The 16,196-nt window shown below is 42.3% G+C and carries 12 protein-coding genes; 1 reads left to right on the forward strand and 11 read right to left on the reverse strand.

The window, feature by feature from the left end; translation table 11 throughout:
• Positions 1–82: 82 nt before the first annotated feature.
• Together VTAP4600_RS21015 and VTAP4600_RS21020 are read right to left on the reverse strand one after the other, a co-directional pair.
• Positions 83–949 (reverse strand): pirin family protein, encoded by an 867-nt coding sequence (locus VTAP4600_RS21015; protein WP_102524709.1) that lies wholly within the window; start codon positions 947–949, stop codon positions 83–85.
• 212 nt (positions 950–1,161) lie between these two features.
• The gene (locus VTAP4600_RS21020) at positions 1,162–2,334 is read right to left on the reverse strand and encodes a GGDEF domain-containing protein (protein WP_102524710.1); all 1,173 of its coding nucleotides are present in this window, start codon (positions 2,332–2,334) and stop codon (positions 1,162–1,164) included.
• Positions 2,335–2,590: 256 nt separating this feature from the next.
• Between VTAP4600_RS21020 and VTAP4600_RS21025 the strand changes: the two genes are divergently transcribed.
• Positions 2,591–4,951 carry a Lon protease family protein gene (locus VTAP4600_RS21025; RefSeq protein WP_102524711.1) on the forward strand — a complete coding sequence of 787 codons (2,361 nt, stop codon included), beginning with the start codon at positions 2,591–2,593 and terminating at the stop codon, positions 4,949–4,951.
• 94 nt (positions 4,952–5,045) lie between these two features.
• Here the strand turns inward: VTAP4600_RS21025 and VTAP4600_RS21030 are convergent, their stop codons facing one another.
• The 9 genes from VTAP4600_RS21030 to VTAP4600_RS21070 all read right to left on the reverse strand — a co-directional run bounded on the left by VTAP4600_RS21030 (position 5,046) and on the right by VTAP4600_RS21070 (position 16,192).
• Positions 5,046–6,494 carry a YfcC family protein gene (locus tag VTAP4600_RS21030; RefSeq protein WP_102524712.1) on the reverse strand — a complete coding sequence of 483 codons (1,449 nt, stop codon included), beginning with the start codon at positions 6,492–6,494 and terminating at the stop codon, positions 5,046–5,048.
• Positions 6,495–7,095: 601 nt separating this feature from the next.
• Entirely contained in the window at positions 7,096–7,590 is a 495-nt protein-coding gene (locus VTAP4600_RS21035) for an arginine repressor (RefSeq protein WP_102524713.1), read from the reverse strand.
• A gap of 301 nt (positions 7,591–7,891) precedes the next feature.
• The gene (gene pyrI / locus VTAP4600_RS21040) at positions 7,892–8,356 is read right to left on the reverse strand and encodes an aspartate carbamoyltransferase regulatory subunit (RefSeq protein ID WP_102524714.1); all 465 of its coding nucleotides are present in this window, start codon (positions 8,354–8,356) and stop codon (positions 7,892–7,894) included.
• Between the two features lie 16 nt (positions 8,357–8,372).
• Positions 8,373–9,302: an aspartate carbamoyltransferase gene (pyrB, locus tag VTAP4600_RS21045; RefSeq protein ID WP_102524715.1), complete on the reverse strand. Its 930-nt coding sequence runs from the start codon at positions 9,300–9,302 to the stop codon at positions 8,373–8,375.
• A gap of 412 nt (positions 9,303–9,714) precedes the next feature.
• The gene (locus VTAP4600_RS21050; protein ID WP_102524716.1) at positions 9,715–10,725 is read right to left on the reverse strand and encodes an ornithine carbamoyltransferase; all 1,011 of its coding nucleotides are present in this window, start codon (positions 10,723–10,725) and stop codon (positions 9,715–9,717) included.
• A gap of 113 nt (positions 10,726–10,838) precedes the next feature.
• On the reverse strand, positions 10,839–11,750 hold the full coding sequence (gene arcC / locus VTAP4600_RS21055) for a carbamate kinase (RefSeq protein WP_102524717.1): 912 nt from the start codon (positions 11,748–11,750) through the stop codon (positions 10,839–10,841).
• 70 nt (positions 11,751–11,820) lie between these two features.
• Entirely contained in the window at positions 11,821–13,044 is a 1,224-nt protein-coding gene (arcA, locus tag VTAP4600_RS21060) for an arginine deiminase (protein ID WP_102524718.1), read from the reverse strand.
• A 676-nt stretch (positions 13,045–13,720) separates the two neighbouring features.
• Entirely contained in the window at positions 13,721–14,569 is an 849-nt protein-coding gene (locus tag VTAP4600_RS21065) for a DUF6279 family lipoprotein (protein ID WP_102524719.1), read from the reverse strand.
• Between the two features lie 486 nt (positions 14,570–15,055).
• Complete coding sequence (locus VTAP4600_RS21070) at positions 15,056–16,192, reverse strand: M20 family metallopeptidase (protein WP_102524720.1); 1,137 nt, start codon at positions 16,190–16,192, stop codon at positions 15,056–15,058.
• Positions 16,193–16,196 lie beyond the last annotated feature (4 nt).

Here is a 16,196-nt window from a genome sequence, read left to right on the forward strand (position 1 = left end):
GCGTCTATTAGATTCGATATGTATAAATACCGCCATATCTCTGTTGGCGGTATTTTTATAGGAGCGGTATCTCGATGGAAAATCAGTAGGTATCAAATAAGCCCGACTGATAGTCCAAAATAGTTTGTTCAATTTCTTGCTGGGTATTCATGACAAATGGCCCGTAGTGGACAATAGGCTCATCTATTGGTTGGCCGACAAAAATCAGTACCCCAGCCTCTTCGTGTGCCAATAAGCTAATAAGCATAGCGTGATCAAGCAAAGCTAATTGGCCTTGTTTTAGGTCAACATTGCCTACCCTTACTTTTCCCTTGTATACGTAAACAAACGCATTGTATTCCTCGATTGTTGATACGCTTATTGTATCGTGAGCGCTCGCAACCCAATCGGAAACAGAAAGCGGTACGCCTGTTGTTTGCAGTGGACCGCCAAGCATATCTGGTTTCTGAGCGGTACTTGACGTAACCGATAGGTCTCCCGCAATTACGCGCAATAGACCCTGATTTTCTTTATTCCATTGTGTTATCACATCGGCTTGAAAATCGTGGTATTGAGCTGGCTGCATTTTGTTCTTAGCTGGCTGATTGATCCAAATTTGGAACCCGTGCAGTCCACCTTCTTCCATCATTGGCATTTCGCTATGAATTACCCCGCGTCCTGCTGCCATCCATTGTGCGCCACCACTTTTAAGTTGACCTACGTTACCCATATGGTCGCGGTGCTGGAAATGACCTTGGCGCATATAGGTGAGAGTTTCTATACCACGGTGTGGGTGAGGTGGAAAGCCGCCAATGTAGTCCTTGCTGTCATCGGACTTTAGCTCGTCGATCATTAAAAACGGAGAGTAGCGAGCATCATTGAAACCCGTGACGCGTTGAATACGAACGCCGTCACCGTCAGAAGTAGGGTGAGAGGCGATAACTTTTTGAACTTGTCTGCTTGAATTCATGGTGCACTCCGAACGAATGTTATTGGAGCCAGTATAAGCAATACATAATAAAGAGAGATCGGGAAAACTAGAGGCAGTTGTTCTAATAAATTGAATGACATTGATATTTTGGGGGCATAAGGCATAAGGCATAAGGCATAAGGCATAAGGCATAAGGCATAAGGCATAGAGCGGTAGGGGCGGAGAAGGTGGGGCTAACAAAAGAACGACGGCTATTTGCGCTTTCTAAATGGAGTCACGTTGTGTTGGTTAGACGTTTCTAGAGACGTTGAACTGATTTTCGCGTCGGGGTGTGAGTTATGGTAATACTCATAGTTATTTTTACCTGCACATTTGGCGCTGTACATCGCCTTATCAGCGCAGCGTAGTAGTTCTGATAAATCATCGGCATCTTGCTTGTATATGGATACACCGATACTTAATGAAATATGATTCACCTCTTCGCCTACCTTGTACCCGTCTTTAAACAGCGACAAAATCCGGCTCATGATGTTATCTAGGGCAACCGTATTGGGTACGTCATATAAAAATATAACGAACTCATCGCCTGCATATCGAGCGATAGAAAACTCGTCCCTGTTGTCTTTTCTGTTTTTGGTTCGAAGCTGATTTGCCAACCTTTTTCCGAAGCTTTGTAACAACTTGTCGCCGGTGGAATGCCCATAAATATCATTGATTTGTTTAAAATTATCAATGAACACCACTGCGGTGATATTGCGATTGTCGTTTAAGTCTACCAACTTCCTTGTACACCAGCGTTCAAAACTCCAGCGATTAGCAAGGCCTGTTAAGTTATCGCGATAGGCCAAATCTTCAATGCCTTCTTGGTAAAGCGCTAACACATAGCGATGCGTTTTTGCGTGTTGATAAGAGAAGAAATGACAGATGACTAAAAATGCGCCTAAGCTTGCGAGGAAACGAGTATTCGAAAATTCGCTATAGTCGGCATAAAGGTAAGGGAAATTGGGCATGTTCAGTACGACAGTGCAAAACAGCATAAAACAAGCGGTGATGCCCATGCCCGTTCTTTGATTGCTGACAAAAATGATGGTGGCGAGAATGGGATAAATCCAATGTAATGATGTAGAGGTAGTGCCACCTGTAAGAATGAGTACGACAGCATGCGTAAACAAGACAATGCACAATACGTGCGAGGCAATGCCATATTTACTTATGGCTAAGAAGGCAATGAGATTCCCCGTCACGATGGTTGCACATGAGAAATGAATCAATGCTTGGGCGGAGTCTCCAGTACGTAAGTTGATGGTGCCAAATAGAATCAATAACACAAACACGATCACTGAGAGAGCGATCATGGTTCGCTTTTTACGCAAGAGTCGCACATCTGCCATTTCACCAAGCCGCCGTCCAGCCAAAGGTTGCATTCAACCTCCTTATTAGATTTTTATATGCGCTAAGTGTAGTACAAGATTCAGCTAACGCTAATTTAGGGCAAACCCTTCATTTCGAGTAGTAAAAGTCGATAATCGTATGAATGTTAACCACTTGGTTACGATTAAAGGGTAAGTCACTTAAAATTAAATCATTTCTAGCTACACTGAAGATATGGTGTTGCACTAAAACGGGTAATTACTCCTTTTTAGGATGCAGAAAGAAGAATGAACTGACAAGGAGGTGGCTATGACAATTCAATCATTATCATCAAACGAATTGTACAACACGGCTGAACTCGCGAACTTACCATGTAAATCGACGAAAGATCTGCCCCCGATAGACGAAATTGTAGGGCAAGAACGTGCACAAAAAGCCGTTGAATTTGCGATGTCTATTAAAGAGAAAGGCTATAACATTTATGCGATAGGGCGTAATGGACTAGGCAAGCGCACGATGATATTGCGTTACCTAAATCGTCACAGTCAATCAACGGAAGCACTGTATGATTGGTGCTATGTTGCAAACTTTGAAGAAATCCGCACCCCTAAAATACTGAAATTGCCAGCAGGGCTGGGCGGAAAGTTCGCTAAAGATATTGAAAAGCTAATGACCAAGCTGGTCAAAGCGATGCCGTTAGCATTTGATAATGAGCTGTATTTTGCACGAGCTGATAAGCTAAAGAATCAATTGGCTCAAAAGCAGCAAGTCGAACTCGATAGAATTAGCAAGGATGCCAAAGAGAAAGGGGTGAACCTCACCATAACCAATCAGGGTGATTATCAATTTGTCGCAATGGACGGTGAAGAGCTTCATACTGAAGAAAGCTTTGAGGCTCTTTCTCGCAAAGAACAAGAGGATTTTGATAAAACCATTGATGAATTGGAAGTTGATCTTCGGACAATGGTGCGTAAATTAACGGAGTGGGAAGAAGGCTTTTCTGAAAAAATCCAAAAGCTTAATAACGAGGTGACCTTAGATGTCATTGCTCACTTTATCAAAGCTCTGAAAAAGGATTATTCGGATTATCCAGAGGTGAAGAAACACCTGAGTGATATGCAAAAAGACATTGTTGAAAATGTCGAGATCTTCCTCGAAGAGGGAGGAGAACAGGCTGAAATTTCTTCCGCATCACTCGAGAACAAGCTTCCGCGTCGCTATAAAATTAATGTGTTGGTCAATCAAAAATCTGAAAGCCTTCCTATCATCGTGGAAGAAAATCCAAATTATCATTCTTTGTTTGGATACACCGAAACCGCGACCTTTAAAGGCACAGTGTTTACCGATTTCTCTTTAATTCGTCCGGGCAGTTTGCATAAAGCCAATGGCGGCGTGTTACTGATGGACGCAATTAAAGTGCTAGAGCAGCCTTACGTATGGGATGGGTTAAAAAGAGCCTTACGGGCGCGCCAACTAAGTTTAACATCACTTGAAAAAGAACTGACGCTAACCGGAGCTGTATCGCTTGATCCAGAGCCGATCCCTCTCGATGTGAAAATCATCCTATTTGGTGATTATCGTACCTACCAATTGTTGCAACACTACGATGCTGAATTTGCAGAACTTTTTAGAGTGACTGCGGATTTTGAAGATGAAATGCCAAGAACGGAAGAAGCTGAGCTTCATTATGCACGCTTTATTTCTAGCATTGTTCACGATAACGGCATGTTGCATTGTGATAAAAAAGCCATTGCTCGAATTATTGAGCATAGCTCCAGGCAAGCAGGGGATCGCAATAAGCTCTCTTTGCATTCCGCGCACATAGCTAATTTACTACGAGAATCAAACTATGTAGCGAAAGCTGCCAACTCAAATTTGATTCGAGTTGGGCATGTTGATCAAGCGTTGGCGAGCCAAATGATGCGAGTCGGGCGGTTAAAAGACAGCGTGATGGAAAGCTTTACCAATGGCACGACATTAATTAAAACCGAGGGTGCAGCAATCGGTCAGATTAATGCCTTGTCGGTATTGAGTACCTCTGATCTCATGTTTGGAGCCCCTAACCGAATTACGGCAACCACGGCCTATGGTGAGGGAGAAGTCATCGATATCGAGCGCAACGTTGATTTAGGCGGCAGCATTCACTCTAAAGGTGTGTTGATTTTATCCGCTTATTTGGCATCTGTGTTTGGTAAAACAGCGAAGGTTCCGCTATCGACTCATATTACTTTTGAACAATCTTACGGTGGTGTTGATGGCGACAGTGCCAGTATGGCTGAAGTGTGTGCCATTGTATCGGCTTACTCAAAACAAGCTAACCGCCAAGACATCGCGATAACGGGGTCAATGAATCAATTTGGTGAGTCACAACCCATCGGCGGCGTGAACGAGAAAATTGAAGGATTTTTTGATGTGTGCTGCATTAAAGGCAGGAACAACAATCAAGGCGTGATCATTCCTAGATCCAATGCCCATAATTTGATGCTAAGACAAGACATCGTGCAGGCGGTTGAGAAAGGTGAGTTCAATATTTGGGCCATAGAACACGTCACAGAAGCCATTGAGATATTTACTGGTAAATGTGCGGGTGAAATGGGTGAAGAAGGGACGTATCCAATAGACAGCATTTACGGAATTGCACAGGCAAAATTGAATGCGCTGAGAAAATAGAACCGCTAGTTTGATACTTGAATAGAGCCATACTAGAAAGTCGTACTAATCGGCTTTGTGTATGGCTCTTATTTTAGTGTGTCGCTTAAAGTCCTTAGATGATGGCGGCAACGCTTAAGATGGCGACGCAAAATAAGGTCAAAATACCTAACAGAGGTGCAACCCATTTTACATAGCGAATATAGGGAACACGAGCAATCGCCAAACCTCCCATCACGACCGCGGAAGTAGGTGTCACTAAGTTGACTAAGCCAGAAGCCGATTGATATGCGGTAACAACTAAGTCACGCCCCACACCTGCAAAATCAGCTAATGGCGCCATGATCGGCATTGTTAGTACAGCAAGGCCCGAAGTGGAGGGAACCAAAAAGGAAAGCAGTACCTCAAGGAAGAACATGACATTGATGAAGACAACCGAAGATAGACCCGTGATGATTTGCTCTGCAGAGAAAAGAATCGTATCGGTGATCATTCCTCGATCCATTACGACGACAATACCTCGAGCGATACCCACGATTAAAGCAACGCCTAATAGATCGCGAGCCCCATCAATGAAACTACTTGTGAACTCCTCTTCGTTCATTTTAGCGACCAAACCAATGACGATGGTTGAGGCTAAGAACATGGCAGAAATTTCAGCCATCCACCAACCTGCAATAGAGACACCGTAAATCATGAAAACAAAGGATGCACCGAAAATGGTTAAGATCAGTTTTCTAGTGGTAGTAAACTCAATCGCTTCACCATTTTGATTGCCAAGGAAATGCGCTTTATCAGCGTCGCTTTGATCATAGACGACGGAAGTGGATGGGTCGCTGCGAACCATGCGGGCATAACGCATGACATAGGCAACACAAATTAACCAACCAATAACTAAAATAGCAACGCGAAGTACGATACCGTCTGTAAAAGGGATCCCTGCCGCATTGGCCGCAATAACCGTAGCAAATGGGTTAATGATCGATCCGAGAGTACCGATGCCAGCTCCGAGTAGCACTGTTGCTGCAGCCGTTAACGGATCGAAACGCGCGGCCATCATGACTGGTACTAATAACGTATAGAATGGTAAGGATTCTTCGGCCATACCATACACGGTGCCCCCAGTTGCAAATAGAGCCATGAGAATAGGGATCATAAGCTCCTCTCGCCCTTTTAACCGGGCGGTTACACGCTCTATTCCTGCATCGATGGCCCCCGTTTTTGTGACTAAACCAAGAAATCCACCAATGATCAAAATGAAAAGAGAAACATCAATAGCGGCAGCTTGGTAGGAGTTGTGATCGTAAAAACCGTCAATTGGCGCGAGTAAAATATCGAACACTCCTTGAGGGTTACCTTCAACGGATTTGTAAGTACCTGAAATAGGTACTTCCCGACCTAGGTTTTGGTTCATTTCTCGGTCATATTGACCGGCTGGCACTATCCAAGTCATTAGAGCAACTAGTGCGATTAATACAAATAAAATTGTATAAGCCGATGGAAATTTAAAGTTGGCAAAAAAGCCGCTTTTCTTTTCATGGGTTGGTGCAGTTTCGGTTGTCATGGCTATCTCCTTACTTTTACTTATCTATGAGAAATAAAAGTGAATCAGCGACTATGGATTGTATAAATAGCTTATAAATAGGCTATAAATCTGATTGTTTAGATTAATTGGAACTGTGGAACAGTTCGGTTGATATACTTTATAAGTAAGAGGGAAGAGTAACTTTGGCGGCCTTCACAAAAATATAGCACTGTTTTTACCAAGATTTATTTACTTAAAAGATCCTTGGTTATTTTTGTGTTTTAAGAGGATTAATATTCGATGTTTATTTTTTTTGGTTAGGCTGAACGCTTTTTGTATAGGTTTCTATATATTTAAAAGGAATTTTATTCATCTTATTTGATGAGTGATGTAAATTGTTTATTAGATGATTTATTGATTAAGGTCAATATAGATGTGTGATTTGGAACTCTCTTGTTAAATCGAGTTTTAATTTATTTGTATAGATAAGTTTTTATTTATTTTGAATAAAAATCCGAGTACAAACTGTACTCGGATTTAATGAGTTTAATTTAATGAATTTAAATAGCTATTTTTATTATATTTATCATAAATACAAGGTCAATAGATAGATTGACCTCCTATTTGTATACATGATTATTTATGGATAGGGCACGCCTAAGCGAGCTCTAACTATACGTTCGCAACTGTCAATGTTGTTAACGTCCTTTGGTATGATAAGAACCGTATCGTTACCGCCAACCGTACCTAAAATTTCAGTATGAGGGTCAATATCTACTAAGCGAGCGATGAGTTGAGCGCTTCCTGGGTGAGTTTTTATTATAACGAGATCTCGATTGTGGGTAACAAATTCTATTTGAGATGAAATTGAAGACGTGACGCGCACAGGAGCGGTTTCTACTGTTACACAGTATACTTTTTTACCACAGGCATTCTGTACTTTGACAACCCCAAGCTGGGAGAGTAATCGAGAGACGGTTGATTGGCTGATGCCTTTAAAACCGATATCTATTAACGCTTCACGCAACTCGTTTTGAGTACCGAAGCTTTGTTGCTGTAGCAGTTGTTTACAAGCGATAGTAAGCGTTTTGTCTTCACTGTAGTCGATAGTGGCAAGCTTTTGAGTTTCGCTCATGGGATCCCTCAATAATGTGACGTAGTAACTAATTAAATCGTCCTTGTAGCCTTAGCACTGTACTCCTTGTCGGTGCTTTATAATTATGACCGTTCGCTTCTATGGCGACGTTGTCAATTTATTCAGGGGCAGCTTAACACCAAAAATACGGGTGCTCTGTGAAGTGCTTCCCAAATAAAAAACCACTTGATGTACTTTTTATATTGCTAATATTATGAATTTAAAGGATATTTATCCAGAAATTAGAATAAATATCCATAAGTTAGGTGAGTAAGTCTGCTGCAGACTAGCGAGGGTATCGTTAGCGAACTTCTGACATGATTTCGCGTGAGAATACTTTTTCACAGTAGTGGCATTTTAGGTGTATCTTTTCTTGTTTTTTCTGAACACGAAAGCTACTTTCTACGGGTTCGCCGTGCGAGATACAGTTGCTATTTGGGCATTCAAAAACACTTTCAATACTATTTGGTAACGTTAGATTGAGTTTACTTACAACCTTGTAATCTTCTATTTGATTAACGGTAGCCATCGGTGCGTACAAAGCTAACTGGCTGGCTTGTTTTCCTGTTAAGTATACATTTTCAATCTTAATAAGGTCTTTAGCACCAAGGGCTGATGACGGTAGGTTTAGCCCGATGGTGATGGGTTCGCTACTCTTGTGCATACTAAATAGCTTTAGAACTTTGATGCCAAGATTTGCTGGAATATGGTCGATAACGCTGCCGTTTCGGATCGCTTCTACTTGCAGTTTTGTCTTTTTCACGATGTTGTCCTTCTTGCTATTAAATAGTGTCGTTTAGAACTAATGCTAATAAGGCTTCACGAGCGTAAACGCCATTTTTTGCTTGTTCGAAGTAGTATGCGTGTTTTGTTTTATCTACATCCGTGGTGATTTCATCAACGCGGGGAAGTGGGTGAAGAACTTTTAGATTTTCACGTGCGCCTTGTAAAGAATCGGCGGTTAGGACAAAGGCTGATTTGATATGCGCATATTCAGACTCATCGAATCGTTCTTTCTGTACGCGCGTCATGTATAAGATGTCAAGTTCAGGTATCACCTCGTCAATGTTGCTGTGCATACTGAACTTAATGTCAGACTTCTCTAATTCCTCACAAATGTAATCAGGCATCAAGAGCGCTTCTGGTGCGATAAAGAAAAAGTGCACATTGTCGAATTTTGCCAATGCTTGGGTTAATGAATGAACAGTACGCCCATACTTTAGATCCCCTACGAATGCCACATTGAGGTTATCGAGTGTGCCCTGAGTTTCGTGAATAGAAAAAAGGTCGAGCAGGGTTTGAGTTGGGTGCTGGTTTGCTCCGTCGCCTCCGTTAATGATAGGGACACCGTTAGAAAACTCAGAAGCTAAACGTGCTGCGCCTTCTTGCGGGTGGCGCATGACAAATGCATCGACATAAGATGAGATCACTTGGACTGAATCTGCAAGTATTTCGCCTTTTTTTGCCAGTGATGTGTTACCCCCATTGTCGAAGCCGATCACGGTTCCACCTAAACGTTGAACTGCTGTTTCAAAGGATAGGCGAGTCCGTGTTGAAGGCTCAAAAAAACAACTTGCAACCACTTTGTTTTTTAAAAGCTCAGGGTTGGGGTCTGCCTTTAATTTAGTGGCCTTATCGACGACTAACTCAAGCTCCTCTCTACTGAGTTCAGGAATGGATATAATGTGTTTACTAAATAATGAATGTGCCATAACAGGGTTACCTAGTCATAATTACAGAAAAAAAAGTCCCCTAAAATAGGAGGCTTACAATAGAATGAATAAAAAGAAACAGATAGCAGCCCTATTTCAGGGTGCGTTTTAAAACAACAGTATGTCGTTAAATACTGAGACATTTTATACTCCAAAGATAAATTGCAGAGGATTATACGGACAGAAATATAGCTTGCAAGCGTTAGAAAAAAGTATCCAGGAATTGGATTTTTATGCCAATAAGACCTGTTTTTTCTTATTCATGTTAGCCGTTATAAAATATGCTCTAAAGGTACTTTAAGTGCTATTTGGTATTTAAATGTGTGGATAAAAATGCGAGCTATATTCAGGGGAAACGGCTGCATGGTTGTGTCTTCCCCTGTTCATTTATAGGTTGGTAACGGGACGGTTATCAATCGCCCAGAGTTGCCACCATGACGGCTTTGATTGTATGCATGCGGTTTTCAGCTTCATCGAAGACGATAGAATGTTTAGATTCAATCACTTCATCTGTTACTTCTACCCCATTTTTTAGCTGCGGATACTCTGCCGCTAATTGCTTGCCAATTGTCGTGTCTTCACCGTGGAATGCCGGTAAGCAGTGCATGAATTTAACGTGTGGGTTACCGGTTGCTTTTAGCATCTCCATGTTGACTTGGTATGGCATCATTAGGTTAATTCGTTCAGCCCATGCTTCTTTTGCTTCGCCCATAGATACCCAGACATCAGTGTATAAAAAATCGCACCCTTGAATGCCTTCTTGCACGTCATCAGTTACTGTAATTTTAGCCCCTGTTTCCTCCGCTATTTCACGACACTGCGCGACTAATGTTTCTTCGGGCCAAAAGGCTTTTGGGGCAACTAGACGAATATCAACGCCCATTTTCGCGGCGCCCACCATTAGTGAGTTACCCATGTTGTTTCGAGCGTCTCCTAGATACGCAAACTTTATTTCGTGAAGTTGTTTTCCCCTGCCATGCTCCATCATGGTGAGGAAGTCCGCTAGGATCTGAGTCGGGTGGAATTCATCGGTTAGCCCGTTCCATACAGGAACGCCGGCATAGGCGCCGAGCTCTTCTACAATACTTTGACCGAAACCTCGGTATTCAATGCCGTCATACATGCGACCGAGAACACGAGCTGTATCTTTCATTGACTCTTTGTGGCCGATTTGTGAGCCTGTTGGGCCGAGATAAGAAACTCGAGCTCCTTGATCAAATGCGGCAACCTCAAAAGCACAACGAGTGCGAGTCGACGTTTTCTCGAAAATTAACGCTATGTTTTTATTCTTTAATCGAGGTTGCTCGTAACCATTATATTTTGCTTTTTTAAGGTCGGCGGATAACTCCAACATGTGCTGGATTTCACATGGAGAAAAATCTAATAATTTTAGGAAATTGCGATTACGTAAATTGAAAGCCATGATATTTTCCTCGGTTGTTTGCGCCTGTTTAATTTTTCGAATCGACAAAAGCGCAATAAATTGAATGTAATTGTCTATTTAGATTTCGTCATATCTGATAAGTGACTGGCGATTTAATCTCTAATTATGTTTGTACCAGCAACACCTTGTAGGATACGCACACCATCTTCCAAGGAGCCAATGCCCACCAGTTTTCCGCCTTGTTTAATAAATTCACAGGATGCTTGAATTTTGGGCCCCATTGAACCGGCTTCAAATTCATATTTGGATAGCTCGCTTGGGCTTGTGCAGCGTAGAGCATTCTGTGTTGGCTTGCCCCAGTCTAAATAAACAGCGTCGGCATCCGTTAAAATAAGCAATGCTTCGGCGTTTATTTGCTTTGCTAGGAAGGCTGCAGACATATCTTTGTCGATAACAGCCTCAACACCCACTAACTTGCCACTCTCTCGTTTTACTGGGATACCACCACCGCCAGTACAAATCACCAAATGACTTTCATCGATTAGTTTAGTGATGGCATCATTTTCTATGATTCCTGTCGGTTGTGGGCTAGGAACAACGCGGCGAAAATGTTGGCCATCGGGTTTCATTGTCCATTGATATTTTTCGGCCATTTCGCGAGCTTCAGCTTCGTCATATATTGGCCCAATAGGCTTAGTGGGATCTGCAAATGCGGGATCACTAGGGTCAACGGTCATCTGAGTGAGCATGCAAGTGACATTGGTATCAGGCATTTGATTCTTAAACTCTTGCATTAACATATACCCGATCATGCCTTGCGTCTCACTGCCTAAGACATCAAGCGGATAGGGGGATACTTTTTTGTATTCTAAACCTTGTAAAGCGAGTAAGCCGACTTGTGGGCCATTTCCATGCACCAAAACGACGTTATACTCTTGAGCGATTTGGGATATTGTATTGACAGCTATTTCGATATTATGGCGCTGAACCGATGCCTCTAGAGGCTCTCCACGACGAAGTAGAGCATTTCCGCCCAAGGCGACAACTACTGTTTGTTTGGTCATTGTTTTAATCTCTTAGCAAGAGTAGGAGGGGTCTCTTAAATAGGAACACTCCCACCCATATTCATTGAAGTTAAATTCCATCGCGTTCAATAGGACAGCTCATGCAACGAGCACCGCCGCGCCCGCGCCCCAGCTCATCTCCAGGTATTGGTAGAACGGTGATACCGGCTTTGTCGTATTTTTCATTGGTGTATGTGTTGCCTTCGTAACCAACGACTACGCCAGGCTTAACGGTAAGCACGTTGTTTGCGTCGTTCCATTGCTCTCGTTCAGCATTAAAATTGTCGCCGCCTGTCGTGATTAGGTTTAGCTTATCTACCCCTAGTGCTTTTTCTATGGCTGTAACGAAATAGCCTTCTTCTTTTACGTTAACGGCACCATATTGATTGCCTGTAAGGCTCCAGCACTTTACGTCCTGTCGAATGACTTCAGGGTAGACAGAGAAAGTATCTTCACTCATGTGGGTCATGACGGTATCTAAGTGCATGCAAGAACGGTGTTTAGGTAGCTCGATCGCAATAACTTGTTTAGCTTGCCCACTTTTAAATAGACCTGATGCCAAATGTTCTACTCCTTGTGCTGTTGTTCGTTCTGACAGTCCAATGAGCACGGCACCTTTACCTAGGACCAAAACGTCACCACCCTCGATGGTTGAATGGTCGTAATTTGTTTGTTCTTGGTCGCCAAAGTACTTAACAAAATCTTGGCCTGAGAACGTTGGGTGCCAACGATAAATCGCACGTAGATGGTTTGTTTCACGTTGGCGAGCTGTTTTGGCCATTGGGTTGATGGAAACACCACCGTATACCCAGCAAGACGTATCTCGAGTAAATAGATGGTTAGGTAAGGGATTAATAATGAAGTCCGTTGGTGCGTGAAGTCTTTGCATCATAGACGAAGATGTCATCGGCATTTCAGCGTAAGACAAACCACCGGTTAAGATTTTTGATAACTCTAGATTTGGCAGGTCTCCTAGATAACAACGAACGTCATTAGCAAAAGTTTTACCTAAGCGGTAATCAGAAACTTGGCGGTTCAACAGCCAGTCTTTTGCTTCGGGAACGTGCAAGGTATCTGCTAAGAGATCGGTAAGCAGCAATACTTCTACGCCTTGGTCTCTTAAGGTTTTGGTGAAAAAGTCGTGTTCTTCACCTGCTCGCTCTACTGCTAATACATCATCGAACAAGAGGTCATGGCAGTTAGAAGGCGTCAAGTGTGTGAAAGCGCGTCTAGGACGATGCACAAGAACTCGACGCAGTTGTCCAATTTCGGAACCTACATATAACGTACTCATTGTTGTATCTCTCTATATTTATTTAGTCACTATTCAGTGGCTAATTAATTTTTAGGTATGTGATAATGAATTCAATATTAACGTCCTTATTTCTGAAGTTGATAGTACGCTCGTTTATATAATATTCTAAGAGATGGCTCACAAATTAATTTCAATCATTCCCTACCCTTAATTTACGATATTTAACAATATCTATTCAATACGTGTTTTTTTCTGCTTGTTATAAGTAGTTATCAATGTGGGAAGTTTATGCATATGATGTTGGATAAATGTCAGTAATTAGACTGGGTTAGGGAAAGGTATGCACCTAATTATCATGAATAGGTCTTTGGTAAGTGTTAAAGTATGCACTGGTTTTTTCTATTTAATTAGTTTTTTGGTCAGAGAAGGCCTTGTTGTAACAAAAGATTTAGTAATAAGTAATACATTGGTCACATGTTCACGGAGAGCATGTGTCATTAAAATTGTACTGTGTTGGGACTATAAATGTATGTCTAAAGCTTAATAACTAATAAATACAGGCGTTACCTTTCTGATTAATCGTACGGTCTTGGGATTAATATACAGAAACGATAATATAATTATGCATCTATTTTTATTCGGTTATTGTTATCGATTTAAAGAGAAAGAACGCTCCTCTCTTTGTAGAGTCAGTGTCGGACTAGAATGCTTGCGTTCAATTATCTACTTGTGACAAATCAACCGCAATTTCACGCCACTCTTGTAATTCCGCCAGTAAGTGTTGGTACTGCTTATCGGTCAGCCCTTGAGATAGATCAGCAATGAACTGAAAAGTTAAAGGACGGTTACGTTCCATTTTCTGATTTAGGCTGGAGGTATAAAACGACTCAGGATCATTGAGTAAGCGATCGTAGGTTGCTTGAAAGTAGCTGCTGTCTTCTCGTTTGGCAAACAGGGTTTCAAATTCTACAAACATCTTTTGGTTTTGAGCAATTCTGTCTTGTGCTGTGATTTCTACCGACTGAGACCAATCAACTATCTGCGCTTTTTGCTTGTCGGTCATGTCTCCCACCCAGCGTTCGAATGCATCTTCCATTCGTTCTTGATAGATCTCGCGGATCTCAGACTCTTCTGATGTGGTGTATTTTTCTTCGTATTCTCGATGTTTTTCGGCCACATTATCTAATAGCTCAGTGACTTGTTTGTCACTGAGTTGCATCAGTAAGGCGTATAAAGATGGGCCAGCTTGCTTGCCAATACCACGGGAGAATGAACGCATTCTGTCTGACTGCTGCTTAACCCATTTTGCATCGATGTCTTCCAGTGGCTTAGCGCTGAGTTCATCAATATAAGCGATGTATTTGGGTAGCTCGTATTCTTTGTGCCAACTTGCCAGTTGTTTGATACTGAATTCAACCAATCGTTCTTGTTCGTCATTCAAAGAGACGTACTCATCAATGTAAGTCATGACAAACCAATCAATATTACGATAAAGAAACTTGGTGGTGCAGCCTAAAATAACGAAAGACAACAGTAAGACAACGTAATTTCGTAATGACTTCATTTAGGTTCTCACGGTTAGACAAGCGAATTGTACCCTTTATTCAGGTTAGCAGAAAATCTATTGCTAGTCTTATCAATGAAGCAGTGAAACTGGTTTTATAGTGCAACGAATTGCAAAATGGGAATTGCATATTGCAAAGAAATTGGATTGAACGGCATTTTTTGGTCATTAAAGCGGCTAAAAGCATCAGAAAAAGTTGGCACACTATCTGCAATAATATAAGTGACCCTTTTTAAAGCCGAGGGTCACCTAGCCAACTGACGTTGTTAGTGAACCTTATATTGTTCACCAAAATATTTAACCACCCGCGATTTGCGTGTGGTTTTTTTTGCCTATTTATTAGTAAATACCACGCTACTTAGGCGTGTGGGGTAGGAGAGTAACCTTCAGCATTACTATTGGGGAAGAGATAAAAAATCCCAGCGTAATCGCTGGGATTGTATGACTATTTGTTCTAATTGACGGGTAAACGATGCCGAATAAACGTTACTTGGCCAGTTTGTTAATCACTGACATTAGTAACTTAATGCGCGGTTCAATCGAGGCCAATAGTAGATATTCAGCATCGCTGTGAAAACCTGCGCCGATAGGGCCAAGACCATCAAGAGTTGGTACACCTAATATAGCGGTGTTGTTTGCATCGGAGCCACCGCCGGCTTCTTTCCAATTGATGTCGATGTTCAGTTCGTCTGCTGACGCTTCAACCATCGCCATCAGTGCTTTTGTTGCATCAGATGGCACCATTGACGGCTTGTAAGCTTCACGTTCAACTTCAATGGCTACATCGTCTACAAATGGCGACGTGGTCATTTGAGTAAGTTGGGTATCGATTTGATCGTATGCTTGGTTATCCCAAAAACGAACGTCGACAATCGCTTCGGCCTGTTCCGGTACGATGTTCGCGCCATTACCACCGGTGACTATACCAACATTAAGGGTGGTGCCCGTTTCAAAGTTGGTCATCTGGTTGATTGCAAGTACCCAATTAGCTAGCTCAGTAACGGCACTGCGCCCATTTTCAGGTTCATTACCTGCATGAGCAGCGCGGCCATTGAAGGTAATCTTGTAACGGGCCATACCTTTACGAGCTTTCACCAATCCACCATCTGCGCGAGCCGCTTCTGCAACTAAAACAGTGTTGGCATTCTTAGCAACGGATTGGATCCAATCGACCGAGTACAGAGAGCCAGTTTCTTCATCTGGGTTCATGCAAATACAGATCGATAGCTTATCTAATACTGCCGAGTCGAGGTTACGCATTGCATAGACAATATTGAGCAAGCCCGATTTCATATCAGATACGCCAGGGCCGTAGGCTTTTTCGTTATCGACCGTCATTGGGCGATTAGCGGCTGTGCCTTTAGGAAAGACAGTATCCATGTGGCCAATGAGCATAATATCAATATGGTCGCTGTCCGGCTTATTGCGGATCTCTAGGCCAACACCGGCCTTAGCACAGTCGACTTTCTTAACCTCCCAGCCTGCTAAATGATGAAATTTGCTAGCAAACTGGTTGGCAATAAACTCAATGCCATCGAGAGTATAAGTACCGCAATCCACATTGATCAGCGGGCGAAGTTCTTCTAGGTAGTCGTCTAATTTAAATTCTAGATCTAGGTTCATAGTG

The sequence above is a fragment of the Vibrio tapetis subsp. tapetis genome (assembly GCF_900233005.1).
GTDB lineage: Bacteria > Pseudomonadota > Gammaproteobacteria > Enterobacterales > Vibrionaceae > Vibrio > Vibrio tapetis.

Bases quoted from the DNA above. Each gene is read 5' to 3' on its own strand.
- VTAP4600_RS21015 (WP_102524709.1), bottom strand. From the start codon at position 949: ATGAATTCAAGCAGACAAGTTCAAAAAGTTATCGCCTCTCACCCTACT.
- VTAP4600_RS21020 (WP_102524710.1), bottom strand. From the start codon at position 2,334: ATGCAACCTTTGGCTGGACGGCGGCTTGGTGAAATGGCAGATGTGCGA.
- VTAP4600_RS21025 (WP_102524711.1), top strand. From the start codon at position 2,591: ATGACAATTCAATCATTATCATCAAACGAATTGTACAACACGGCTGAA.
- VTAP4600_RS21030 (WP_102524712.1), bottom strand. From the start codon at position 6,494: ATGACAACCGAAACTGCACCAACCCATGAAAAGAAAAGCGGCTTTTTT.
- VTAP4600_RS21035 (WP_102524713.1), bottom strand. From the start codon at position 7,590: ATGAGCGAAACTCAAAAGCTTGCCACTATCGACTACAGTGAAGACAAA.
- pyrB (WP_102524715.1), bottom strand. From the start codon at position 9,302: ATGGCACATTCATTATTTAGTAAACACATTATATCCATTCCTGAACTC.
- VTAP4600_RS21050 (WP_102524716.1), bottom strand. From the start codon at position 10,725: ATGGCTTTCAATTTACGTAATCGCAATTTCCTAAAATTATTAGATTTT.
- arcC (WP_102524717.1), bottom strand. From the start codon at position 11,750: ATGACCAAACAAACAGTAGTTGTCGCCTTGGGCGGAAATGCTCTACTT.
- arcA (WP_102524718.1), bottom strand. From the start codon at position 13,044: ATGAGTACGTTATATGTAGGTTCCGAAATTGGACAACTGCGTCGAGTT.
- VTAP4600_RS21065 (WP_102524719.1), bottom strand. From the start codon at position 14,569: ATGAAGTCATTACGAAATTACGTTGTCTTACTGTTGTCTTTCGTTATT.
- VTAP4600_RS21070 (WP_102524720.1), bottom strand. From the start codon at position 16,192: ATGAACCTAGATCTAGAATTTAAATTAGACGACTACCTAGAAGAACTT.